20 protein-coding genes are annotated in these 22,932 nt (G+C 75.9%); 12 read left to right on the top strand and 8 right to left on the bottom strand.

Annotated features, from left to right (window positions below; all coding sequences use genetic code 11):
* Nucleotides 1–50: 50 nt before the first annotated feature.
* Nucleotides 51–503 carry an ROK family protein gene (locus BMZ33_RS23025; RefSeq protein ID WP_169063824.1) on the bottom strand — a complete coding sequence of 151 codons (453 nt, stop codon included), beginning with the start codon at nt 501–503 and terminating at the stop codon, nt 51–53.
* 343 nt (nt 504–846) lie between these two features.
* Between BMZ33_RS23025 and BMZ33_RS03215 the strand changes: the two genes are divergently transcribed.
* The 3 genes from BMZ33_RS03215 (at nt 847) to BMZ33_RS03205 (ending at nt 4,877) form a co-directional block, all read left to right on the top strand.
* Nucleotides 847–2,211, top strand: a complete 1,365-nt coding sequence (locus tag BMZ33_RS03215; RefSeq protein ID WP_169063823.1) for an MFS transporter — start codon at nt 847–849, stop codon at nt 2,209–2,211.
* A gap of 13 nt (nt 2,212–2,224) precedes the next feature.
* Nucleotides 2,225–4,126, top strand: a complete 1,902-nt coding sequence (locus BMZ33_RS03210) for an acyl CoA:acetate/3-ketoacid CoA transferase (protein ID WP_091107955.1) — start codon at nt 2,225–2,227, stop codon at nt 4,124–4,126.
* Nucleotides 4,127–4,310: 184 nt separating this feature from the next.
* Nucleotides 4,311–4,877, top strand: coding sequence for a dihydrofolate reductase family protein (locus BMZ33_RS03205; RefSeq protein WP_091107634.1), 567 nt, complete (start codon nt 4,311–4,313; stop codon nt 4,875–4,877).
* Between the two features lie 64 nt (nt 4,878–4,941).
* On the opposite strand, the gene BMZ33_RS03200 is transcribed toward BMZ33_RS03205, so the two are convergent.
* A complete protein-coding gene (locus BMZ33_RS03200; protein WP_091107632.1) occupies nt 4,942–5,874 on the bottom strand; it encodes a quinone oxidoreductase family protein in 933 nt (310 codons plus the stop codon).
* A 103-nt stretch (nt 5,875–5,977) separates the two neighbouring features.
* Nucleotides 5,978–6,241, bottom strand: a complete 264-nt coding sequence (locus tag BMZ33_RS03195; protein WP_091107630.1) for a hypothetical protein — start codon at nt 6,239–6,241, stop codon at nt 5,978–5,980.
* A 505-nt stretch (nt 6,242–6,746) separates the two neighbouring features.
* Between BMZ33_RS03195 and BMZ33_RS03190 the strand changes: the two genes are divergently transcribed.
* Nucleotides 6,747–7,061 (top strand): ATP-binding protein, encoded by a 315-nt coding sequence (locus tag BMZ33_RS03190; RefSeq protein WP_169063822.1) that lies wholly within the window; start codon nt 6,747–6,749, stop codon nt 7,059–7,061.
* Nucleotides 7,062–7,104: 43 nt separating this feature from the next.
* Here BMZ33_RS03190 and BMZ33_RS03185 read toward each other — a convergent pair whose 3' ends face one another.
* The gene (locus BMZ33_RS03185) at nt 7,105–7,323 is read right to left on the bottom strand and encodes a hypothetical protein (protein ID WP_169063821.1); all 219 of its coding nucleotides are present in this window, start codon (nt 7,321–7,323) and stop codon (nt 7,105–7,107) included.
* A gap of 171 nt (nt 7,324–7,494) precedes the next feature.
* On the opposite strand from BMZ33_RS03185, the gene BMZ33_RS03180 reads away from it, so the two are divergent.
* Entirely contained in the window at nt 7,495–8,268 is a 774-nt protein-coding gene (locus BMZ33_RS03180) for an enoyl-CoA hydratase/isomerase family protein (protein ID WP_091107624.1), read from the top strand.
* Between the two features lie 52 nt (nt 8,269–8,320).
* Here the strand turns inward: BMZ33_RS03180 and BMZ33_RS03175 are convergent, their stop codons facing one another.
* Complete coding sequence (locus tag BMZ33_RS03175; protein ID WP_091107622.1) at nt 8,321–8,626, bottom strand: hypothetical protein; 306 nt, start codon at nt 8,624–8,626, stop codon at nt 8,321–8,323.
* A 225-nt stretch (nt 8,627–8,851) separates the two neighbouring features.
* Between BMZ33_RS03175 and BMZ33_RS03170 the strand changes: the two genes are divergently transcribed.
* From BMZ33_RS03170 to BMZ33_RS03150, 5 genes are all read left to right on the top strand, one after another.
* Entirely contained in the window at nt 8,852–9,652 is an 801-nt protein-coding gene (locus tag BMZ33_RS03170) for a DUF1326 domain-containing protein (RefSeq protein WP_091107620.1), read from the top strand.
* Between the two features lie 50 nt (nt 9,653–9,702).
* Nucleotides 9,703–10,440: a DUF2182 domain-containing protein gene (locus tag BMZ33_RS03165; protein WP_091107618.1), complete on the top strand. Its 738-nt coding sequence runs from the start codon at nt 9,703–9,705 to the stop codon at nt 10,438–10,440.
* A 35-nt stretch (nt 10,441–10,475) separates the two neighbouring features.
* Nucleotides 10,476–15,338: a multicopper oxidase domain-containing protein gene (locus BMZ33_RS24380; RefSeq protein WP_091107616.1), complete on the top strand. Its 4,863-nt coding sequence runs from the start codon at nt 10,476–10,478 to the stop codon at nt 15,336–15,338.
* Between the two features lie 184 nt (nt 15,339–15,522).
* The gene (locus tag BMZ33_RS03155; RefSeq protein WP_091107614.1) at nt 15,523–15,855 is read left to right on the top strand and encodes a GYD domain-containing protein; all 333 of its coding nucleotides are present in this window, start codon (nt 15,523–15,525) and stop codon (nt 15,853–15,855) included.
* 21 nt (nt 15,856–15,876) lie between these two features.
* Nucleotides 15,877–16,785 carry an SDR family oxidoreductase gene (locus BMZ33_RS03150; protein ID WP_091107612.1) on the top strand — a complete coding sequence of 303 codons (909 nt, stop codon included), beginning with the start codon at nt 15,877–15,879 and terminating at the stop codon, nt 16,783–16,785.
* Between the two features lie 70 nt (nt 16,786–16,855).
* Here BMZ33_RS03150 and BMZ33_RS03145 read toward each other — a convergent pair whose 3' ends face one another.
* Nucleotides 16,856–17,620: an esterase/lipase family protein gene (locus BMZ33_RS03145; RefSeq protein WP_091107610.1), complete on the bottom strand. Its 765-nt coding sequence runs from the start codon at nt 17,618–17,620 to the stop codon at nt 16,856–16,858.
* Nucleotides 17,621–17,670: 50 nt separating this feature from the next.
* Between BMZ33_RS03145 and BMZ33_RS03140 the strand changes: the two genes are divergently transcribed.
* Nucleotides 17,671–17,922, top strand: a complete 252-nt coding sequence (locus tag BMZ33_RS03140) for a phage baseplate assembly protein V (protein ID WP_091107609.1) — start codon at nt 17,671–17,673, stop codon at nt 17,920–17,922.
* Between the two features lie 49 nt (nt 17,923–17,971).
* On the opposite strand, the gene BMZ33_RS03135 is transcribed toward BMZ33_RS03140, so the two are convergent.
* Nucleotides 17,972–18,406 carry an SRPBCC family protein gene (locus tag BMZ33_RS03135; protein ID WP_169063820.1) on the bottom strand — a complete coding sequence of 145 codons (435 nt, stop codon included), beginning with the start codon at nt 18,404–18,406 and terminating at the stop codon, nt 17,972–17,974.
* A 559-nt stretch (nt 18,407–18,965) separates the two neighbouring features.
* Nucleotides 18,966–22,256: an ATP-binding protein gene (locus tag BMZ33_RS03130; protein ID WP_169063819.1), complete on the bottom strand. Its 3,291-nt coding sequence runs from the start codon at nt 22,254–22,256 to the stop codon at nt 18,966–18,968.
* A gap of 205 nt (nt 22,257–22,461) precedes the next feature.
* Between BMZ33_RS03130 and BMZ33_RS23015 the strand changes: the two genes are divergently transcribed.
* Complete coding sequence (locus BMZ33_RS23015; RefSeq protein ID WP_169063818.1) at nt 22,462–22,929, top strand: hypothetical protein; 468 nt, start codon at nt 22,462–22,464, stop codon at nt 22,927–22,929.
* Nucleotides 22,930–22,932: the final 3 nt, after the last annotated feature.

The raw sequence follows: 22,932 nt of genomic DNA, 5'->3' as shown, positions 1-22,932 counted from the left end.
GCCGCGGACGCCGGCGCGGTGGGCGCCACGAGCCCGTCGACTGCACCCCGTCAGGGTCTGGGCACCCTGCCGTGGCCGATGGGCTGTGCGGCGCAGGGGCAGATCCGCGCGCCCCGCGGCTGCGGCGACTCGGCGGGCTCGCTGCGGTGGACGGTCCCGGGGTGTTCGTCCGACCCACGCCGATGACCGGTCGCCAGGGTGTCGGACCCCTGCGAGCCAGGGCGGACGTGCCGGGGGAGTGCGGCCGCGCGGTCGGAGACGGCCTGCAGCACGGCCGGGTGGGTGCCCCAGGCGCCGCAGACGACGACGGCACCGCCGAGCCCCTCGCCCAGGTACGGGTACACGAAGTCGTCGAGGCCCTCGGGACCCGCGGCTGCCCGCTCGGGGCGGGCGGCCCAGTCGACGTCGTCGTCCACGGTCACCGGACCGGTGACCAGCGGGGCGAGGACCTCGACCGGGGAGAGCTCCCCGACCAGGAAGGGCGCGCCGGGCAGGTGGACCACGCTCGTGACGGCCGACGCGGGTCACCGGATCGAGATCGCCCATAACTCGCCGATGCGCCGCAACCCGGCGATGCTGTCGCCGGAGCTCGGCCAGCGAGGGGGTGAGCGTGGATCTGCACCGTCGTCCGTGGGCCCTGCCCGGTCCCGTGCGGCGCCGAGCCGGGTACCGCCGGCGGCCACCTGCACGGCGGTCCTCCCGGGGACCGCGCGGCCGCCGCGCCCATCCCGAACGCTGAGCCGGCCGCCCGCTCGCGGGCGGCTCCCACATCGCCGGCGTCTCCCGCCCCTCGGCCGGAGACACCCGCAACCTCCACAGATCCGGCACACGAACAGGGGAGGAACCTTGTCCAGGTCCCACCAGGACGCCGCCGTCCCGCCGGCGTCGCGCACGTCCATCGTCAAGGTCGTCGGCGCCAGCCTCGTCGGCACGACCGTGGAGTGGTACGACTTCTTCCTCTACGGCTCCGCCGCCGCGCTGGTCTTCAACACGCTGTTCTTCCCCGACTTCGACCCGCTGGTCGGCACGCTGCTCGCGTTCGCCACGTACGCCGTGGGCTTCGCGGCCCGCCCCATCGGTGGGGTGGTCTTCGGGCACTTCGGCGACAAGGTCGGCCGCAAGCAGATGCTGGTCATCACGCTGATGCTGATGGGCGGCGCGACCTTCCTGATCGGCCTGCTGCCGACCTACGCCCAGATCGGCATCTGGGCGCCGGTCCTCCTGATCCTCCTCCGGCTGGTGCAGGGCTTCGCCCTCGGTGGCGAGTGGGGCGGCGCGGTGCTGATGGCCGCGGAGTACGGCACGCCGGAGCGGCGCGGGTACTGGGCCTCCTGGCCGCAGGCCGGCGCGCCGGCGGGCAACCTCCTCGCCGTCGCCGTCCTCGCGATCGTCTCGGCGTTCACCACCGACCAGCAGTTCGAGTCCTGGGGCTGGCGCATCCCCTTCCTGCTCAGCGCCGTGCTGGTGGGCGTCGGTCTGTGGATCCGGGTCTCGATCGAGGAGTCGCCGGTCTTCCGGGCCGCCCGCGAGCAGTCCGCCAAGGCCGAGGAGGCTCCCAAGCTGCCCGTGGTCCAGGTGCTCAAGGACTACCCCCGGGAGATCGTCCTGGCCATCGGCGCCCGCCTGGCGGAGAACATCGGCTACTACATCTTCACCGCGTTCGCGCTGGCCTACGCCACCGGTGAGGCAGGTGTCTCGCGCGGCACGGCGCTGAACGCGGCCCTCATCGCCTCCGCGATCCACTTCGTGGCGATCCCGGCCATGGGCGCGGCGTCGGACCGGTTCGGCCGCCGGCCGGTCTACCTGGTGGGAGCCGTGGGCGTCGGCGTGTGGGGCTTCGTGTTCTTCGCCCTGTACGACTCGCAGTCGTTCCTGCTGCTGGCGCTCGCCGGCACGGTCGGCCTGGTCCTCCACGGAGCGATGTACGGGCCGCAGGCGTCCTTCTTCTCGGAGCTGTTCTCCACCCAGGTGCGCTACAGCGGCCTCTCGGTGGCCGGGCAGGTGTCCTCGATCGTGGCGGGCAGCCTGGCGCCGATCATCGCCACGGCGCTGCTGATCGAGTACGGCAGCTCGGTGCCGATCTCGCTGTACCTCGCCGGTGCCGCGGTGCTCACGGTGATCGCCGTCGTGCTCAGCCGGGAGACCGCGCGCAGCGACCTGACGCGGGACCTTGTCGCCGACCGGGCGTCGGTCGGCGCCGGCCGGCGCTGAGCCCCGCCGTCCGGTGCAGCGCAACAAGGTCATCTCGGCCGACGCCGCGGCGCAGATCGTCCTCGACGGCGACACCGTCGCCACCGGCGGGTTCGTCGGTGTGGGGTTCGCCGAGGAGTTGGCGCTCGCGCTGGAACGGCGGTTCGAGGCCACCGGCTCGCCGCGGGACCTCACCCTGGTCTACGCGGCGGGCCAGGGCGACGGCGGCGCGCGCGGACTGAACCACTTCGGTGCCGACGGCATGGTGCGCCGGGTCATCGGCGGGCACTGGGGGCTCGTGCCGAGCCTCGGCGTGCTCGCGCTCGACGACCGCATCGAGGCCTACTGCTGGCCGCAGGGCGTGATCAGCCACCTGTTCCGGGAGATCGCCGGCGGGCGCCCGGGCGTGGTGACCAAGGTCGGGCTCGGCACGTTCGTCGATCCGCGCCACGGGGGCGGCCGGATGAACGAGTGCACCACCGAGGAGCTGGTCGAACTGGTGACGCTGCGCGGGGAGGAGCACCTGTTCTTCCCCGCGCAGCCGGTGCACGTGGCCCTCCTGCGCGGGACGACGGCCGACCCGGAGGGCAACATCACCATGGAGCGGGAGGCGCTCACCCTCGAGGTGCTGTCGATGGCGCAGGCGGCCAAGAACTCCGGCGGCGTGGTCATCGTGCAGGTCGAGCGGGTCACCGAGCACCGGACGCTGAGCCCGCGCGAGGTGAGGGTCCCCGGCATCCTGGTGGACGCGGTCGTCGTCGCGCAGCCCGCCAACCACGGTCAGACCTTCGCCGTCGCCTACGACCCCTCCTACACGGGGGAGATCACCGCACCCAGCACCGGGCTGACGCCGATGCCCCTCGACGCCCGCAAGGTGATCGCCCGTCGCGCCGCGATGTCCCTGTCGACGAACGCGGTGGTGAACCTCGGGATCGGCATCCCCGAGGGGGTGGCGGCCGTGGCTGCCGAGGAGCGGATCCTCGACCTGATCACGCTGACCGTCGAGCCCGGAGGGGTCGGTGGCATCCCGGCCGGCGGGCTGAGCTTCGGCGCCGTCGCGAACCCGCAGGCGATCATCGACCAGCCCTACCAGTTCGACTTCTACGACGGCGGCGGGCTGGACCAGGCGTTCCTGGGCATGGCCGAGGCCGACGCGGAGGGGAACGTCAACGTCAGCCGGTTCGGTCGCCGGGTCGCCGGGGCGGGCGGCTTCATCAACATCAGCCAGAACGCCAAGGCGGTCTTCTTCCTCGGCACCTTCACCGCCCGCTCGCGGGTGGCGGTGCGCGACGGCGCGCTGGTCGTCGACGACACCGGCGCGGTCGCGAAGTTCCGCGAGCGGGTCGGGCAGGTGACCTTCAACGGGCGGCTGGCCGTGGAGCGCGGGCAGTGCGTCTACTACGTCACCGAGCGGTGCGTCCTGCGGCTCACCGACCGGGGCCTCGAGCTGGTCGAGGTCGCCCCGGGCGTGGACGTGGAGCGGGACGTCCTGGCCCACATGGACGTCGCTCCCGTCATCGGGGACGACCTCCGCGCGATGGACGCGGCGATCTTCCGCGACCAGCCGATGGGGCTGCGCGACCGACCTCCCGTCGACATGGACGAGCGGTTCAGGTTCGACTCGGCCACCGACACCGTCTACGTCAACTTCGAGGGGCTGCGGCTGGCAACGGCGCAGGACGCCGACGACCTGGCACGGGAGCTCGACCGCCGGTTCTCCGCCCTCGACCGGCGGGTGCACGTCGTCGTCAACTACGACCACTTCGACCTCGGGTCTGATGCGGCGGATCCGTTCTTCGCCATGGTCAGGAGCAACGAGGAGCGCTTCTTCCTCTCCTCCACCCGCTACTCGACCAACGCGTTCTTCCGCCGCCAGTTGGGCCGGGAGTTCACCGAGCACGACCTCTACGCCAACTTCAGCGAGCGCCCTCGCTGAGTGCGTTCCTCCGCCACCGTGGTCTCGCCCGGAGGGCCGCTGACGGACGGCGTCGGTCAGGCACCACCACCGCCTCGGGGGCCGGCTGACTCCGCCCAGCTCGGACGGTGTCTGCCGGACCGATGAGAGCGCCGCCGTCCGCCGGTCCGAGCTCCCGGACCGGGTCGCGAGCTCAGGAGGACACGTGCGGAAGATCGTCGTGCACATGATGCTGTCGCTGGACGGCTGCTTCGAGGGGCCGGACCACGACCTCAGCTGGCACCGCGTCGACGAGGAGCTGCACGCGCACTTCAACGAGCAGCTCGCGACCATGAGCGCCTTCGTGGAGGGCCGGGTCACCTACGAGCTCATGGAGGCGTTCTGGCCGACCGCCGACCAGGACCCTGACGCCCCGCCGGTCATGCGCGAGTTCGCCGGCATCTGGCGGGCCGTGCCGAAGATCGTCTTCTCCCGCACGCTGCAGGAGGTCGGCCCCAACGCCTCGCTGCGGGCAGTGGTGGACCCCGACGAGGTCCGCGCACTGAAGCAGCGGCCCGGCGGGGACATGACGCTCGGCGGGGTCGACCTGGCCGAGACCTTCCGCCGGCTGGACCTCGTCGACGAGTACCGGCTCTACGTCAACCCGGTCGTCGTCGGCCGCGGCCGACGGCTCTTCGAGGCCGCCGACGAGCCGACCGACCTGGAGCTGGTGGAGAACCGGCGGTTCGGCAACGGTGTCGTCCTGCTGCGCTACGCCGTCCGACGTCCCTAGGACCCGCCTCCGGGGTCGTCGAGGCCGGGGCACCGGTCCCCTCCGCCGCACGTGCTCAGCAGGGCTACGGCTCGAGGACGAGCTTCCCGCCCGGGTGCTGGCTCATCAGCAGCCCGGTGGCCTCTCGGGCGTCGGCGAGGGGGAAGGTCCGGGCGACGGGGACGACGAGCCGCCCCTCACCGGCCAAGCGCACCAGGTCCGCCCGCACGGAGTCGCGGTGGGCCTGGCTGGCCGGCATCGACCCGGCGATCGCGGGGAAGCCTGCGGCCTGCGCCCGCCCGGGCGCGGCGATGGTGACGATCCGGCCGCGGTCGGCCACCAGCGCGAGCGAGACGTCGACCGCCTCGTCGGTGCCCACGCAGTCGAGCGCGGCCACCACTCCTCCCGGCGCCGCCGCGCGCACCCGCTCCTCGAGCCCGTCGCCGTACGCGACCGGCACCCCGCCGAACCGGGTCACGACGTCGGACCTGCCCGCACTCGCCGTCCCGATCACCCGGGCCCCCAGCAGCGCAGCCTGCTGGAGCGCGCTGACCCCCACCGATCCCGAGGCGCCGTGCACCAGGACCGTGTCGCCTTCCCCGACGCCGGTCACGTGCAGCATCTCCGAGGCGGTGCACCCGGCGAGCAGCAGGCCGGCGGCCTCGCCGAACGACAGTGACGCAGGCTTGGCGAACACGTCCCGGGCCGCGACGGTCACGTCGGTCGCCCATCCGCCGCTGATCCGGAACGCGAGGACCTCGTCGCCCACGGCCACCGGCCCCGACCCGATCCCGGTGTCCGCGCCGACCGCGCTCACCACGCCGGCGACCTCGTAGCCGATCGCCCTCGGGAAGCCGGCCGGGTCGCCGCGGGCCACGTGCTTGGCGTCGGCGGGGTTCATGCCGGCCGCCCGGACCGAGACCGTGACCTCGCCCTGCTGCGGCGGGGGCACGTCGTACTCCTCGAACGAGAGGACGTCCAGGCCCCCGGGGCGGGTCGCGACCCAGTGCCGTGCCATGCCTCCACGCTAGCGATCCGGGGTCGCTCGACGCCGGGTGAGACCCGAGCGTCCGGCGCTCCGTCTCCGGTGCGCGCCCGGGTCGGGTGGCCGCGGCCGGCTGCTACCGGTCGGGTGCAGCGGGCCCGTGGAGCTCGTCGGCACGCGCCAGCTCGTGGTCGGCAGCGGTGGACAGACCGCGAGCCCGCTCCCGCGTCGCCTGGGCCTCCCCGCCGGGCTCGAGGACGTGGTCGGCGATGTCGAGCAGGTGGTCCTCGACCGCGTGCAGGTGCTCCCCGAGCCGTCGGTGTCCTCGAGCGAGGCGCTCCTCCACCGGGGCGTCGGCCGGGCGCGTGCGGACCTCCGGCGACTCCCCCTCGGATGCCACAGCGCGATCGTCCTCGCCGCCGACCCCGGCGGCGAGTCGGTCCGTGCCGCGAACCGGCCTGGGCCGAGCACCACCACGGCGACGACGGCGGGCGTCGACCGCGGAGGGGTGCCGGACCGCACCGTCCGTCCGGGCGAGGCGGGAGACACGGGGCGGGCCGACCGACGGCGTCGTCACGCGCGGAGACCGGGACACGTCCCGCGGTCACGCCGCACCGCCCCGACGCCGAACGGACCGGGCCACCGTGCGGATGGACCTACGCTTCGGATCCGGAACAGCAACGGTCGGAGAGAAGCCCCACGCCGTCCACCCGACCTCTCACCACCGGTGGCGGACGCACCGAGGTCGCCGGCCGTTGCGCACCGCCCGAGGAGAGTGGCCGATGGAGCAGGTGTGCTGGACCCGACGGCCGCTCCCCACCGTGTCCCCGGGACCGCTCGTGACCTGGGAGCAGGAACTGCGGACGCCCATCGACCTCACGGTGAGCCGCCACCACCTCCGGAGGATGGTCCACACGAGGTGGCTGCGGCACCGCGCCCCGGTGGACGTCGACGGACTGCTCCTCGTCTACGAGGAGCTGACCTCCAACGGCCTGCGACACGGACGGTCACCGGTGCACGTCCGCGTCACCGCGACCGGCGGGGGCTGGCTCGTCGACGTCATCGACGCCGCGGTCGAGCAGCCGCCCGCGACCGCCGGCGACCGGGATCCGGCCGACGGGGGTCTGGGCCTGCCCCTCGTGGCCCGGCTGTGCCGGGCGCACGGCTGGACGGTGGAGGACGGCCGCAAGCACGTCTGGGCGCGCGTGCAGGCGGCCTGAGCGACGCCGGCGTGCGCTCGGCCGGCCAGGCGGCCGGCCGGGGTCAGGGGCGCTGCTCCGCGCTGATGCGTGCCGCGGCCGCCGGGATCCACGGGTGCCCGTCGTCCATGCCCTCGGCCCTGGCGGCCGCGCGCAGGGTGGACACCGCCGTCTCGACCGGCTGCCCGGCCGCCCGGTCACTCGCCAGCTCGTACACGGCGATCGCCTTCAGGCGCTGCTCCAACGGCAGGTCCTCGAGCAGCGATCTCCAGTCGTCCTCCACCCTCCGGGCGTGCCCCGCCGACCGGCGGACCATGCGGGACGCCCGGGCCGATCACGCGAGCGCGTGCGGCGGTGGCACCGGGTGGCGCCGGAGTTCTCCACGGAGTGGCCGGCCGGCACACCTCGTCGTGCCGGGCCTCTAGGGTCGGTCGACGGTGCGAGGTGAGGACCGATGGCCGACTACCTGCGGGTCAGCGTGCACGACCGGGTGGGGTGGATCGAGTACGACCGCCCGCCGGTCAACGCCTTCTCCTGGGAGATGCTCCGGGAGGTCCCGGAGGCACTGGAGCGGCACCTGGGGGACCCCGCCGTCCGGGTGGTGGTGTTCGCCAGCGCCCTCGAGGCCCACTTCAGCGTGGGCGCCGACCTGCGGGTCTTCTCCGAGACGGACGACGAGGGCGTGCGCCGCTGGGTCGGCGTGTGCCACGACCTGGTGCGCAGGATGCGGGCGTCGCCCAAGCCGCTGCTGGCGGCGGTCCACGGCACCGCGGTCGGCGGCGGCCTGGAGATCGTCCTGCACTGCGACGTCCGCTTCGCCGCGAGCACCGCCCGACTCGGGCAGCCGGAGATCGGCATCGGGTTCATCCCGCCGGTCGGCGCGACGCAGGCGCTCGCCCGCCTGTTGGGCCGGCCGCGAGCACTGCGCCTGCTCTACGACGGCACGCTGCTCGGCGCCGGGGAGGCGCACGCCATCGGCCTCGTCGACGTCGTCGTGGCCCCCGAGCGGCTCCGCGAGGAGGTGCAGGGCTACGCCGAGGGACTGGCCCGCAAGCCGGCGCGGGCGCTGGCGGCGATCCGGCGCTGCGTCACCGAGGGCGTCGACCTGCCCTTCGACGAGGGCCTGGCCGTCGAGCGGGAGGAGGCGGTGGCCCTCGGCGCGACGGCGGACTTCCGTGAGGGGGTGCACGCCTTCCTCGACCGGCGGCCGCCGGTCTGGTCCGACTGACCAGGGGCCCGGTCCGCTCCGAGGGGGCTGGGCGCCGTGCCGGACCGCCCGCTCACCGCAGCCGCGCGAGCAGTACCCGGGCGAACGCCTCGGCCGCCGGGTCGACCGGCTCGTGCGCCGCCGCGGCGCGCAGCCAGCCCGCCAGCGGCGCGGCCAGCGCGGGGGAGAGGGCCGCGATCCACGCGCCGGTCCCGGCCCGCGCCTCGGCCACGTGCTCGGTGCTCCCGTCGGGGGAGTGCGCGACCACGTCGGGGCGGGTCGCCAGCAGTCCGGCGGTCCGCCAGTCGCCGGGGGTCGTCCGGATGGCCAGCGCGTCCAGCCGGTCGGCCGCCGTCCGCAGCAGCAGCTCGGGGTCCACGCCCGGATGGTGCCCGACCCGCGGCCGGGCGGAGGGGAGCGACTCCGGTCCACGGGGGACGGCCGGGCGGTGACACCGCGGTGACGGAGCGGTGACGGCCGGGCCCGATGCTCCGACCCCGGGGCGCCGAGGGTGCGTCCCCGGCGGGGAACGCCACGGAGCGGACGCCGGGGACCGACCCCCCGGCGCCGCGGTGGCCCTCACGGCAGGGGACGGGAGCGGCAGATGTCCACCACGGGATCCGGGACCCGGCTGCCCGCGCACGCCCTCGCCGGGTGGTTCGTCGAGACCTGTGACTGCGAGACCCTCTGTCCCTGCTGGGTGGACGAGGATCCCGACGACGACCACTGCACGGGTCTGTTCGCCTGGGTGGTCGAGGACGGCCGCCTGCCCGGGGACGGGGGCCCCGTCGACGTCGCGGGCGCCCGCGTCGTCAGCATCTCCACCCACGACGGCCGGCGACGCGGCCCCGACGGCGGTCGCTACTCCGTGCTCTTCGTCGACGTCGACGACGTCCCGGCCCACGGAGCGGAGGCGTACGACGCCCTCGCACGGGCCTTCGGCGCGCCCGAGGGACCCCTGGCGGACCTGGCCGAGGTGATGGGAGCGGTGCTGTCCGTGTCGCCGGCGGCGATCCGGGTCGAGAGCGGCGAGGGCCGGGACGAGGCCGGTGGCTGGCGCATCCGCGTGCACGAGAAGCAGCAGGTCGACGGCGCCCGGCACCCCACCGAGGCCACGACGAGCGACATCCCGGCCTTCGAGGCGGACGGGGCGGACCTCGCGTTCGACCGACCGGACGGCGCGGGCGACGGGGTGGCCGCCGCGGCCGGCGGCGAGCCGCTCACCCTGAACCGCACGGCCCTGCACCGGGAGCTGGCCGCGGTCGGCTCCGTGACCGCGATGACCGCGACCCGCTTCCGCCTGAACCTCCCGGTGCTGCCCGGCGGCTACGCGGACGCCACCCGCCGCTCCGCGATGCGCGGCCGGTTCGCCTACCCCACCGCGTCCGTCCCCTCGGACGGGTGACCGTGGCAGCGACCCGCCTCGCGCCCGGCCGCCGGGGATGGCCGCCGGGGGTGGCGCGACCGGTGCTGCCGACCGTCGTGCTGGTGGTCGCCGGCGCCGCCTGGCTGGTGCTGTACCTGCTCGGCCAGGGGACCGGAGCCGGGGACCACGGCGGGCACCTGCACGCGGGCCGCGCCGCCGCGGGGACCGGGGCAGCGGCCCTGACGGGGTGGGCGCTCATGGTCGTGGCCATGATGCTGCCCCCGGCACTGCCCCTCCTGCGGGTCCTGCAGCGCCTGGTGGCCCGGCACCGCACCCGGCACCTGCTGGTCGCGTCCGCGGCCGGCGCCTTCCTCGCCGTGTGGGTGGTCGTCGGTGCGCTGCTGGTGGCCGGCGAGCTCGTGGTCCTGGCCGTGACTGGAGGAGCGTGGCGGCCCGCTCCCCAGGTGCTCGTCGGCGGTGTCCTGGTCCTCGCCGGCGCCTTCCAGCTCTCCCCGCTCAAGCGCCGGTGCCTCACCGCCTGCCGCAGCCCGCGCACCTTCGCCGTCGCCCACTGGCACGGCGAGCGCCGGCCGGCGGTCGAGGCCGCCACCATCGGCGTCGCCTACGGCGCGTCCTGCGTGGGGTGCTGCTGGGCGCTGATGGCCGTGTGCCTCGCGGGTGGGACGGCCCACCTCGCGACCATGGTCCCGTTGGCCGTCGTCATGGCCGCCGAGCGCACCACCCGCACGGGCCTCCGGCTCGTCCGCCCGATCGGCGTGGCCGCCGTCCTCCTCGGACTGGTGCTCCTCCTCGGCACCCCGTCCTGACCGTCCCGACCCCTGCCCCGATCGAGGTGCTGGTCATGGCTTCCCGCTCGTACGACGTCGTCGCCGTGTCGATGCCGATCGTCTACAACGTCGACGGCGACCACGACCCGAACGGGCTGCTGTACGCCCTCCAGGCCCACCGGCCGCTGCTGGACTGGGCCCGGGCGCGCTGGGAGGACGAGGACGAGTACCTCCCTCGCCTGCACCTGCGCACGCAGCGCACCCAGGTGCTCGTCGACGACCTGGGGCGCTACGAGGAGACCGTCCTCGGGCACCGGCACGACGACCGGCGGGTGGCCCGGACGCTCGACGAGGCGTACGACGAGACGCCCGGGGACGCGCTGGTCGACCGGGAGGTGCTGCAGGAGCTCCGGGTCTACCGGGGCCGGTCGCGCGCCGTCCACGACGGCGACGAGGGCCCGCGCCGGGGCGCCTCGCGGCGGGTGCAGAGCATCGAGCGGCACGTGCGGGAGCTCGTCGACCGCATCGTCACGCTGCTGGACCTGCTCACCGACGGGCAGGTCCGTGCCCTGCCGGTCGACCCGCAGACCGGCCGGCCCGACGTCGCCGACCTGCACAAGCGCTGGCGGGTCGCGCTCGAGAACGGCCGGCGGGGGATCGACGCGTGGTTCGAGCGGGTCGAGGCCGACCCGCTCCGCCGCTTCGACGCCGACCGCCTGTCGGCCGCCAGCGGCGTGCCGGCGGAGCGGGTCCGGCGACTGCTGCTCAACGACCACGCCGACGACGACTGGCAGCGGGCCCGCGCCGCCGCCGCGGACCGCGAGCTCCTCGACGAGCAGGCCCGGGTGCGGCGCTACACCCGGTTCAACCCGATGAGGCCGGTGCCGCTGGTCCGGCCGCTGGTCCTCCGCGCCCACGAGGGCGAGACCGTGCGGGTCCGGCTGCAGAACTCCGTCCGGGGGCGCCGGGTGGGCCTGCACCTGCAGGGGGACGGCATCTCCACCGGCCCCGCCCGAGGTGTCCGGCACGACGACGGCGCCGCGGTGGGGCTCAACGAGCCCAGCACGGTGCCCCCCGGCGGGCGCCGGACCTTCCTCTGGAACGCCGGGCGGGAGGGGGTCTGGTACTTCAACGACCTGGCCGACCTGCGCGGGACCCAGGCCGGCACCAACGCGCACGGCCTCTTCGGGGCCCTCGTGGTGGAGCCGCCGGGTGTCCGCTGGCACGACCCCGAGACGGGTGAGGACCTGACCCGGTCGTCGTACGGGGACGGGCTCGACGTGGACATCCGCGTCCCCGGGGAGCAGGCACTCGCGGCGGACGGGGAGTTCGTCGACCTGCGGACGACCCTGGTCAGCCACCGCGAGTTCACGATCTTCTTCCACGACGAGCCCGAGGTGCACAGCGCCTTCCACGTGGGCGACGTCGACCACACCGTGATGCCGATCTCCTACCGGGCCGAGCCGATGCCCAACCGGCTGCCCCACCGGATGCGCCGGCTGGCCGAGCAGCCGACCCCGGGCCGCCTCAGCGCCACGGGGGTCGACCTGCAGGCCGTCGGCGTCGAGTACGACGCGGAGCTCGGCGAGGTCTTCCGCACCGCCCGGCGCGACGGGGACTGGCTGGAGTTCGTCGCCGGGGAGGAGCAGCACCACAGCTCCTGGCTGTCCGGTGACCCGGCGATCCCGGTCGTCCGCGCCTACGCCGGCGACCCGGCGCGGGTGCGCCTCGTGCACGGCGGCGTCAAGGAGACCCACGTCTTCCACCTGCACGTGCACCAGTGGCGCGCCGTGGCCGCCGACACCGCCCGCCCCGGTGAGGCGGCCGGCTCGCAGCTGCTCGACGCCATCACCATCGGCCCGCAGACGGCCCTCACCATCGACCCGCTCTACGGGTCCGGCAGCCGGCAGCGCGCCGTCGGCGACATCATCTGGCACTGCCACCTGTACCCCCACTTCCACCACGGCATGTGGGGGCTGTGGCGCAGCTTCGACCAGCTCGTGGACGGCCGCCGGCTGCTGCCCGACGGCGCTCCGTGCGCCGGGCTGCAGCCGCTGCCCGGCCGCCTCCCCGGCGCCGAGCGGCTGGGCTTCCCCTGGTTCGTCGACGCCACCTACCCGCAGAAGGCGCCACCCCCGCCGGCGTGGGAGGACGAGCACGTGGTCGGCCGCCGGCGCCTGCTCTACGGCGTCCGGGCCAGCGCCGCGGAGTTCGCCGCCGGTGACCCCGGGTGCGCCGGCAAGCCGGGGTCCTTCTTCATCGACCTCGACACGCTGGCCGCGACGTGGAACCAGCGGGCCGGGCTGCCGGGGACGCGGCTGGTGCGCCACGACGTCGAGGTGCGGGAGGCGCCGGTGCGGTACAACCCGTACGGCTGGCACGACCCGCACGGGCACCACTACGTCCTCACCGGGGCGACCGTCGACGGCGTGCCGCAGGCGGTCCCCGCGCCGCCCGCCGACCCGGACGCCATCGAGCCCCTCTACACCCGCGCCAACCAGGGCGACGTCCTCGAGTCGCGGTTCACCAACCGGCTCAGGGGCCTGCCGGCGGACGCCTTCGACCACGCCCAGCTCCCCGTCGAGTGCGCGATGCACGTGCACCTGACCAAGTTCGACGTCCTGGCCGCCGACGGTTCCTCGACCGGCTGGAACTACCTCTCCGGGACCAGCTGCGAGGACCCCGTCCTCGGCCTGCCCGAGGCGGGACCCGTGCAGCTCCCGCCCAACGTGGGGTTCCACCGGTGGGTGGTCGACGAGGAGTTCGGCCCCTGCTTCTTCCACGACCACCTGCTGGCCAACTACCGGCAGAAGCACGGCCTGTTCGCCGCCCTCGTCGTCGAACCGCACGGGTCGCGCTGGCTCACCCCGCGCACCTGGGACCCGGCCGTGGCCGCTCCCACCGATGCCTGGACCGGGAGCCAGGCGGTCGTCGCGCCCGGCCCGGGTGGCCGCGAGTTCCCGGCCTTCCGGGAGGCCTGCCTGGCCGTGGCCGACTTCGTGCCGCTCTTCGACGGGCGCGGCCGTCCGCTCAACCCGCCCGGGGAACTGGGCGGGGACGACGACCCCGGTGCCATGGCGGTCAACTACCGCTGCGAGCCGCTCACCGAGCGCGGCGAGGACCCCTCCCGGTGGTTCAGCAGCCGCGGGCGGGGGGACGGAGCGGCCCGGCGCGGGGAGTGGGGGCGCGAGGACGGCGACCCCGCCACCCCGGTCATCGGCACCTACCCCGGGGAGCGGCTGCGACTGCGGCTCGTCCAGGGGTCGCACGAGGAGCAGCACAGCTTCGTGCTGCACGGCCTGCGCTGGCGCAGGGACTGGCTGGTGCCGGAGTCCACCCTCGTCGACCAGCAGACCATCGGGATCTCCGAGGCCTTCACCGTCGAGGTGCCGGCCCTCGGGGACCAGCGGTCCTACGGCCCGGGTGACCACCTGTGGCGCTTCGCCGCCATCGACGACACCTGGCTGGGCTGCTGGGGCCTGATCCGGGCCCTGCCCCCGACGGTGGGCCGGCTCGCCGACGTGCGGTCGCTGCACGGGGACCGCCAGGCACTCCTCCGGCAGCGAGCGGTGCCGCCCCGGCCGCACCGCCGGCCCGACGGGACGTACACCGGCCCGGTCCGCGACTACGTCGTCGTCGCCCGGCGGCGCGAGATCCGCTACGACGGCACGGCCCTCACCGACCCCTGGGGCCTCGTGTACCAGCGGGCCGACGGCTGGAGGGCGGTCGCCGACGGGCCGGGCGCCGCGCGCGGTGACCGGCGCGCGGTCGGGGTGCACGAGACGGGGGAGCCGCTGGTCCTGCGGGCCCACCCCGGCGAGTGGATCAGGGTGACCCTGGTCAACGAGGTCCTCCTCCCCGAGGACGAGGTGGACCCCTTCCTGCCCCGGTTCGGGCCCGAGCCCTGCCCGCCGCGGGTACCGCTCGACGAGCGGGTGCGGACCGTGAGCCCCCGCGTCTCCCTGCACCCCTGCCTGCTCGGCCACGACGTCGTCTCCGACGACGGGTCCCACGTCGGGTTCAACCGGGACAGCACGGTCGCGCCCCTGGCGGTCCGGGACGACCACGGGCACGAGATGGCGGCCGCTCCGGAGGAGGGGATCGTCGTCGACCGGGCCGACCACCGCCACGGTGCCGCGGGGCCCAACTGGCGCGAGTACTGGTGGTACGCCGACGACGGGCTGGCGCCGGCGGGGTCCATGGGACAGGTCTGCTACCTGCACGACACGGCCGACGTCCGCAACCACCCGCACCACGGGCTCGTCGGCGCGGTCGTCGTCGAGCCCCGCGGCCTCGTGCCCGTGCACCCGAGGACGGGGGCGGAACGGTGGTCCGGCACCCACGTGCTGCTGCGCAGGGGCGGGGAGACGGTCGCCAACGAGCAGGTCCTCTTCGTCCGGGACGGCATGCGGCACTTCGTCGCCGGCAACCCGCTGGTGCCCGTCCCCGACGTGGAGGTCGACGTCGAGGCGGAGGACTCGGGGCAGAAGGGGGTCGGCTACGGCAGCGCGGTCGTCCACCACCCGACCGGCATGGCCCGCCGCCGGCCGCCGACGCCGGTCTGGGTCGCCCGCGTGGGCGACACGCTCTGGCTCCGGCTGGTCGGCGCCGCCGACAAGCCGCGCAACCACACCTTCACCCTGCACGGGCTGGCCTGGCCGGCGGCGCCCTGGGTGCGCGACGGCCGCCCGGTCGACTGGCTCGGGTCCCTGTCCGGGCTGACCGCCGCCACCGTCCACGACATCGAGCTCACCGCGACCCGCCGCGGGGACCACGCCTACCGCACCGGGGTCCTGAAGTGGGCCCTCGAACAGGGCATCTGGGGCGTCCTGCGGGTCGAGCGGCCGGCGGTCCGGGGGTGGGCCGAGGCCGTCGGCACGGTCCGGGACCAGCTGGGCAGGCTCCTCGGGAGCGAGCCGGGGAGACGGCGCCCGTGAGCGACGGCGGGGGCGGCCCGGCCGAGGAGGTCGTCCCCGGCCTCCTCGTCCACCTCCTCGTCCCCGGTCCCGCCGTCGGACGTGCTCCGTACGCCGCTCCGCACGGTCCGAGGACCCTGGACGCAGCCCGTCCGAGCTGGTCGGATCGCGCACACGACCGGCGGTGTCCGTGAGGAGGCCGGAGATGCCGAGGTTCGTCGTGTTCTTCTCCTACACCGCGGAGACGTGGTCGCGGCTGATCGACCAGCCGGGGGACCGCACCGCGGCCGTGCGGGCCGCGGCGGAGGCCGCCGGCGGCCGGCTGGAGGCGCTGTACTGGATGCTCGGCGGGCACGACGGTCTCGTCGTCATCGAGGCGCCGGACGCCGAGACGGCCGCGGCGGTCGGCGTCACCTCGTTCAGCAGCGGCGCCCTGGCACACCTGGAGACCCACCAGCTGCTCGACCAGGACCAGCTGCTGACGGTCCTCGGCAGGGCGAGGGAGGTCCGCACGGCGTTCCGGCCGCCGGGTGCCTGACCGTCCCGCCGAGGGGTCGACGTGGCGGAGCTGCTGGTCTGCGGCGCGACCGGTCACCTGGGTGGCCGGATCGCCGCCCGGCTGGCCGCGCGAGGGGTGCCGTTCCGTGCGCTCGTCCGGGCCTCGAGCGACACCGCCGACCTGGTGGCGCACGGCGCCGACCTGGTGCGCGGGGACCTCACCGACCCCGCCGGCCTGCCGCCGGCGCTGGCCGGCGTGCGGACGGTCGTCACGACGGCCAACGCGGTGGGCCGCTGGCGCCCGGGCGCGAGGGACGTGTCCATCGCCCGGGTCGACCGCGACGGGCACGCCGCCCTCGTCCGGGCCGCCGAGGCCGCCGGGGTCGAGCGCTTCGTCTTCGTGTCGGCGCTGACCGGCGACGACGCCGCCGCGGACCTGGTGCCGCTGTTCGCGGCCAAGCGGGCGACCGAGGAACTGCTCCGGCGCTCGGCGCTGCGGCCGGTCGTCGTCCGCCCGGCCGCCTTCCAGGAGGTGTGGTTGTCCCCGGCCACCGGCATCCGCCCGGACAGGCGCCGGGCCGTCGTCCTGGGCCGCGGCCGCAACCCGGTGCCCTACGTCGCCCAGGACGACGTCGCCGAGGCGTGCGTGCGCCTGGCCACGATGGCCGACCCGCCGGGGTCGGTCGACCTCGGCGGTCCCGAGCCCCTGACCCGGCACGAGGTCGTCGACGCCTTCGAGCGGGCCGTCGGCGCCCGCTTCCGCCGGGTGGTCGTGCCCCGGCCGGTCCTCGCGGCCGGCGCCCGGGCGCTGCGGCGGCGCCTGCCGGAGCTCGCCACCGGCCTGGGCATCGCGGTGTCGATGGACGTGTCCTCCTTCCCGGGCCCGGAGGCGCTGCACGCGCTCGGCATCCGGCCGCGGCCCGCGTCGGAGCACATCACCGTCACCGCGTCCCGTGCCGCGGGCGGGTGACCGGACCGGGGTCGACCGGCGCGGGTGTCCCGGGTGGCCACCTCGCGACCTCGACACGGGCCTGCCCGGGTCATCGACGGCGGGGGAAGAGCAGGCCCAGTCCGGGCGGCGGGCGGAACGGTGCCCACGCGCCCTCGGCCATCCCCAGCCGGTCGGCCAGCAACCACAGGACCGCCGGGTTGCAGGCGAGGCCCAGGTGGCTGCCGCGCACCTCCACGTTCTCCCGCCGGGCGCGGACCTCGTACCGGCACGACGACCAGTGCACGATCCCGTCGGCCCGCGTGTAGACCGAGGTCGCGGGCACGCGCAGGGAGCCGCGCTGGGCCCAGGGCCGGGGCAGCGCTGCCGCCCCGGGGAGGAGGTGGGCGCCGGCGTCGGCGATCGCCGACGCCGTGCGGACCCAGGGCGCCGGTCGCGCGACCGGCGTACCGAGGGTGACCAGTCCGCGGACGCTGCCCGGCGCGGCTCTGGCCAGTTCCTGCGCGTAGAGCCCACCCAGACTCCAGCCGACCAGGCTGACCCGCCGTCCCGAGGTCCGGTGCAGCCGCTCGAGTCGTGCGCGCAGCGTGTCGACGACGCGGCCCGTCGGGCCCCGGTTGGTGCCCAGGCTCCAGCCGGAGACGTCGTGACCGAGGGCCCTCAGGGCGGTCCGCAGCACCGCGGTGGCGGGGTCGCCGGTCATCAGCCCCGGCAGCACCAACACCGGGTGGCCGTCCCCGCGGCGGGCAGCCGCGAGCAGCGGCCAGGCAGCAGCCAGGGCGGCGACGTCCAGACCCGCTCGAGGCGGCTCGGTGAGCAGGGCCGCCGGCGAGGGACGGCGCGGGACAGCGGGCACCGGGACAGCATCCACGGCGCGGCACGTGCGGGGTGGGACACCCTGCAGACGTGAGCGGCACGCACCTCGGGCTGTACCGCGGGGTCGTGGAGGAGGGCGCCGACCCGGCGGCGCGCGGCCGGGTCCTGGTGTCCGTGCCGGCCGTGCTCGGTGGAGCGCTCCGGCGGGCGGAGCGGAGCGTGGATCGTCCTGGCGCAGTCGAGCCTCTCGCCGCCGGGACGGCGGTGTGGGTCCAGTTCGAGGACGGGGACGCCGACCGCCCCGTGGTCGTCGGCTGCGTCCCCGGGCCGCCGGAGCCCTGACGCTGCGCCGTCCAGCCGCTCCGCCACCGGTGCGGCCCCGGCGGGCGGCTCAGCCGAGGCGGGCCGCCACCGCCGCGAGGCCGCCTCCGTACAGCGTGCCCGCCAGCAGGTCGTCCACGGCCCTCTCGTCCTCGGGCTCGCAGTCGTACGTGCTCCACCACTCGACGAAGCTCGCGCCGCCCTGGGTGACGGGGCTGACGCGGATGGTCGAGTAGTACCGGGTGAAGGGGAAGGGCCCCTCCAGCAGGTGGTACGTGTAGCTGCGGTCGAGATCGCTCAGGGCGACCAGCCGCTCCCGCACCAGCGAGCCGTCGGTGAGCGTCAGCTTCCGCTCGCAGCCGACCTGGTCGGCGGGCTTCCCGTCCAGGATCTCGCTCCTGGCGACGGCGTCGACGTAGTCCGGCGTGCGGTCGAAGTCGCGGAGGAAGCCCCAGACGGTGTCGGGGTCGGCACCGATGACGGAGCTGGTGTACGAGCGCGGCATCGTCTCCTCCTGGGGGTCGCGGCGCGGGAGCGGCAGGGCGGGGACCTCGTGCAGTCTGCTGCGCCGGCCGGCAGGACGTCGACCGTCCCGGCGGCGTCGAGCAGGCGTCGAGGCCGGCGGAGGCACCCTCGACCGGCACTCCGACGGCCCGGGAGGGGCGATGGCGGCGACACCGTGCGGCTCCCCGGCCGGCATCGTCTTCCGGCGGCTCGACGCGGACCCGGACCGCCGGCAGGCCGCACGGCTGCTGCCGCACTGCCGTCTCGACGACCACGACGCGACCTGCGTCTGGTTCGGCCTGTGCGACCTGACCGCGACGGAGGGCAGCGGCCTCGCCGGGGTGGCGGTGGTCCGCTCCCTCGGACGCACGACGGCCCGGGTGTGCGGGCTGGCCCTGTCGGCGGCCCACCGGGACCGCTCCCTCGGACCCCCGGCTGGTGTGCGAGGTCGCCGATGCCCTGCGGGCGGCGGGCGTCGAGGAGCTCACCTCAGCGCCGCCTCGCGACCGGCGGGTCGCCGCGCTGCTGACCCGGGCCGGTCTCGTCCCGGGGGAGCGGGGTCAGGGCTGCGCACCGGGGTGGTCGCAGCTGCCGCTGTGACGCCCGTCGATCGCTCGGCACGTCTCGGCGGCGCGTCGCAGCAGCAGGGCCGACCCCTGCTCCCGCGCCACGTCGGCCGCCCGCCGGAGCGCGGCGTGGGCCTCCTCGGGGCGCGGTGGTGTCAGCGCCACCAGGCACAGCGCCCGCAGGCGGTGCAGCTCGGACTCGTAGGAGCGCTCACCCGTGCGCGCGACCCGGGCCAGCGCGTCGTCGAGGAGGCGCAGGCCCTCGAGCGGCTCGCCGGCGCACAGGTGCGCCTCCGCCAGCAGGCCGAGGCCCCACCCGACCAGGTGCTGGGTGCCGCCGGCCTCGGTCCGCGCGAGGTGCTCCCGGAGGGCGGGGATCGCGGCCGCGGGGTCGTCCTCGACCGCGTGCACCCAGCTCAGCACCACGGCCGCGTACCCGGCCGGCCAGGGCAGGTGCCAGCGCTCCACGAGCTCCAACGTCTCGGTGGCCCACCTGCGCGCCGCCAGGGGATCGCGGCGCATGGCGGAGACGAGGGCGGCTCCGGTGAGGGTGAGGGCCTGCACGAAGGGGGACCCACCGCGCGAGTCCCGAACCGCCGTCGACAGCAGCCCGATCCCCGCGTCCGGCTCGTCGAGGGACGTGAGCACCGCGGCCAGCTGCAGCTGCAGGACGATCCTCGGCGGCAGGAACTCGCGGCCGTCCACCGGACCCGCCACGCGCAGGCCCTGCTCGAGGTGGTCCCTGGCGGCGGCCAGCCGGCCCTGGGACCACAGGGTCCGGCCCAGCGCCAGGTGGCTCACCACGAGGGCCGCCGGGTCGCCGTCGCTCCTGGCGATGTCCAGCATCACCTCGGCCAGGGCGGCGGCGGCCGAGTGGTCGGCGCGGGCGAAGGCCACCTCGTAGAGGCTGCGGCAGGCGGCGAGCAGGGCCGGCCTGTCCCCGAGCCCGTCGGCCAGCTCGCGTGCCCGGCTGAAGTGGGCCCGCGCGTGCTCGCAGCCGCTGCCGTGCAGTTGCACGAGCAGCCTGCCGAGACGCAGCCGGCCGGCCAGCTCGGAGGCGTCGCGGTCGCGGGTGGGCGCCGCGGCGGCCAGGAGGTCCAGGCTGCGGCGCAGCTGCCGCTCGGCCTCCTCGTGGGCGAAGGTGTCGAGGCTCAGCTCGGCCGCGGCGATGACGTGCGGGACCGCCCGCTCGGCGCCCACCACCGGTGCGGCCAGCCACCAGTGCTGGGCCAGCTGGAGGACGGAGTCCGCGTCGTCGCCGCGTCGGTCCAGCAGGGCCTGTCCCACACGGGCGTGCAGCCGGGCCCGGCGGGCGCGGCTGATCTCGCCGTAGACGGCCTCGCGGATGAGCGCGTGCGCGAAGCGGAAGCGGCCCACCGTCGCCGGGTCCTCGACGACGAGGCCGGCGGAGACGGTCAGCTCGACCGCGGCGAGCGCGTCGTCGTCGTCCAGCCCGGTCACGGCACGGACGACGTCGAGGTCGAACTGCTGGCCGACCACCGCCGCCACGAGCAGCACGGTGCGGATCTGGTCGGGCAGGCGGCCGAGCCGTCGGCGGAGGACGTCGCGCACGCCCGCGGGGACCTCCTGGGCGACCAGCGACGCCGCCTCGCCCGCCGTCCGCTCCGGCCGGCCGCTGCCGAGCAGGCGGAGGACCTCGAGGACGAAGAACGGGTTGCCGCCGGTGCGGTCGCGGACCAGCCGGACCAGCCCGTCGTCGGGGTCGGTGCCGAGGTGCGAGGCCATCACCCGGGCCACGTCGGCGACCGCCAGGCCGGTCAGCTCCAGCCGGTCCACCGGAGCCGTGCGGGCCAGCTCGCCGAGGGTGTCGGCGAGCGGTTCGCCGCCGTCGAGGGTCCGGTCCCGGTAGGTCACCAGCACGACGACGGGGGCCTCGGCCAGGGTCGTGGCGAGGTGCCCCAGCAGCCGCAGCGAGGCGACGTCGGCCCACTGCAGGTCGTCGAGGACCACCAGCAGCCGTCGCCCCCGGGCCAGCCGCAGGAGGGTCGCGGTGGCCGCCTGGCACAGGCGGAAGCGGGACGCCTCCGGGTCCACCACCGGTGCGGCGGCCCGCGCTTCCCCGTCCGCCGGTCTCGGCAGGATGCGGGCGAGCTCTGCGGTGTCGACGCCGGGCCCGCCCGCGGGTGGCCCCCCCGCCGCGTCGCCGAGCAGGGCGCGGAGCACCTGGGTCCAGGGCCAGAACGGCGGAGCCCCGGCGTCCGGGTCGCTCCGGCCCCAGGCCACCGTGACCCCGGATCCGCGGGCGCGCCGGGTCGCCTCCTCGGCCAGTCGCGTCTTGCCGATCCCGGGCTCGCCCGCCACCAGGACGACCCGCCCGCGTCCGGTCGCCGTCCCGGCCAGGGCACGGTCGACCACCTGCAGGTGCGCGTCGCGCCCCACCAGGCCCCCGGGGGCCGCGGAGCCCGCGACGGCGGCGGGAGGAGCGGGGGAGCGGGGCGGGACCGGCGCCGCGGAGGGAGCGGGTCCGGGTGCGACCGCCCGGTCGGCGGACGCCCCGGCCCAGTCCAGCGCCGTGGCCTGGCGGAGGACGTCCCGCTCCAGGTCCCGGAGTGCCTGGCCGGGGTCCAGGCCGAGCTCCTCGCGCAGCTGCGCGCGGAACTGCTGGTAGCTCTGCAGCGCCTCGGCCTGCCGTCCGCAGCGGTAGAGGGCGGTCATGCGCAGGCCCTGGAGGCGCTCCCGGAACGGGTGCTCGCCGGTCAGCCGCTCGAGCTCGGCGACGACGCGGGCGTGCCGGCCGAGGCGGAGGTCGGCACCGAGCCGGTCCTCCAGCGCGGTCAGCCGGAGGTCGTCCAACCGGGCCCGCTCGGCCTGCACGAACGGCGCGTCGGCGAGGTCGGCCAGGACCGGTCCGCGCCACAGCGCGAGGGCCTCCGCCAGCGTCTCCGCGGCGCGCGGCGCCTCGCCCTGCTGCAGGAGGTCGTGCCCCGTCCGCGCGAGGGCCTCGAAGCGGGCGGCGTCGAGGTCGTCGGGGTCCACCACGATGCGGTAGCCCGGCGCCTGGTTCACGACCACCGTCGCTGGGGCCCCGGGCGCCCGCTGCGGTTCGAGCAGCCGGCGCAGGTGGGAGACGTAGGCCTGCACCGACGCGAGGGCCTGCGGCGGCGACTGCGGGCCCCACAGCTCCTCGACCAGCCGGTCGAGCGAGACCACCGAGCCCGCCGAGAGCAGCAGGATCGCCAGGACGGCGCGCTGCTTCGGCCGCCCGAGAGCCAGCGGCCGGCCCGCGTCGCGGACCTGCAGCGGTCCGAGGATGTCGAACTGCACCGCCCACCCGCCTCTCCGGCCCCCGCCCGGCTCGCCGCCGGACCATCCTGCCCCGCGACGGTCGCACCTCCGGGCTTCGGCGACGCCGTTGCCCGGTGCTCCGTCAAGCGGATGCCCACGATCCGTCAAGGGCGTGGCCCGACGGTTCCCCCGGGACGCCGGGAACCGCACCGGCTCCCCGGATCCCGTCGCCACGGAGGCCCGCATGCGTCTCGCCGTCAAGGTCCTGCTGGGGTGGTTCGCCCTGTTCGGACTCGGGATCGGTCTCTGGCAGGCCGCCTTCCCGGCGTCCTTCCACGCCGACTTCCCCGGCTGGGGACACTCCTGGGTCAGCCCCGACGGTCCCTACAACGAGCACCTGGTCCGCGACGTCGGCCTGGGCAACCTCGCCGTCGGCACCGTCGCGCTCGTGGCCCTGCTCACCGGGGTGGTGTGGGTCGCCCGCGCCGTCGGCCTGGCCGTGGTCGTGCTGGACCTGCCGCACCAGCTCTACCACCAGGTGCACGTGTCGGTGCTCCCGACCACGACCGACCAGGTCCTCCAGTCGGCATCGCTGACCGCGACCAGCCTGGCCGCCGTCGCACTGCTGGTGCTGACCCTCCGCCTGCCTGCCGCGGTTCCACCGGCCGCACCGCGGGCCGACTCCCGCACACCCGTGCCGACCCGTTCCTAGGAG

Origin of the sequence: Geodermatophilus dictyosporus (assembly GCF_900115505.1) — a bacterium.
Classification (GTDB): domain Bacteria; phylum Actinomycetota; class Actinomycetes; order Mycobacteriales; family Geodermatophilaceae; genus Geodermatophilus; species Geodermatophilus dictyosporus.
The sequence above is the reverse complement of the archived record's forward strand: the minus strand, read 5'-3'. Positions and strand labels throughout refer to the sequence as shown.

Coding starts and splice junctions, on each gene's coding strand:
- BMZ33_RS03200 (WP_091107632.1), bottom strand. CDS start 5,874: ATGGCACGGCACTGGGTCGCGACCCGCCCCGGGGGCCTGGACGTCCTC.
- BMZ33_RS03190 (WP_169063822.1), top strand. CDS start 6,747: ATGGTCCACACGAGGTGGCTGCGGCACCGCGCCCCGGTGGACGTCGAC.
- BMZ33_RS03180 (WP_091107624.1), top strand. CDS start 7,495: ATGGCCGACTACCTGCGGGTCAGCGTGCACGACCGGGTGGGGTGGATC.
- BMZ33_RS03170 (WP_091107620.1), top strand. CDS start 8,852: ATGTCCACCACGGGATCCGGGACCCGGCTGCCCGCGCACGCCCTCGCC.
- BMZ33_RS24380 (WP_091107616.1), top strand. CDS start 10,476: ATGGCTTCCCGCTCGTACGACGTCGTCGCCGTGTCGATGCCGATCGTC.
- BMZ33_RS03155 (WP_091107614.1), top strand. CDS start 15,523: ATGCCGAGGTTCGTCGTGTTCTTCTCCTACACCGCGGAGACGTGGTCG.
- BMZ33_RS03135 (WP_169063820.1), bottom strand. CDS start 18,406: ATGCCGCGCTCGTACACCAGCTCCGTCATCGGTGCCGACCCCGACACC.
- BMZ33_RS23015 (WP_169063818.1), top strand. CDS start 22,462: ATGCGTCTCGCCGTCAAGGTCCTGCTGGGGTGGTTCGCCCTGTTCGGA.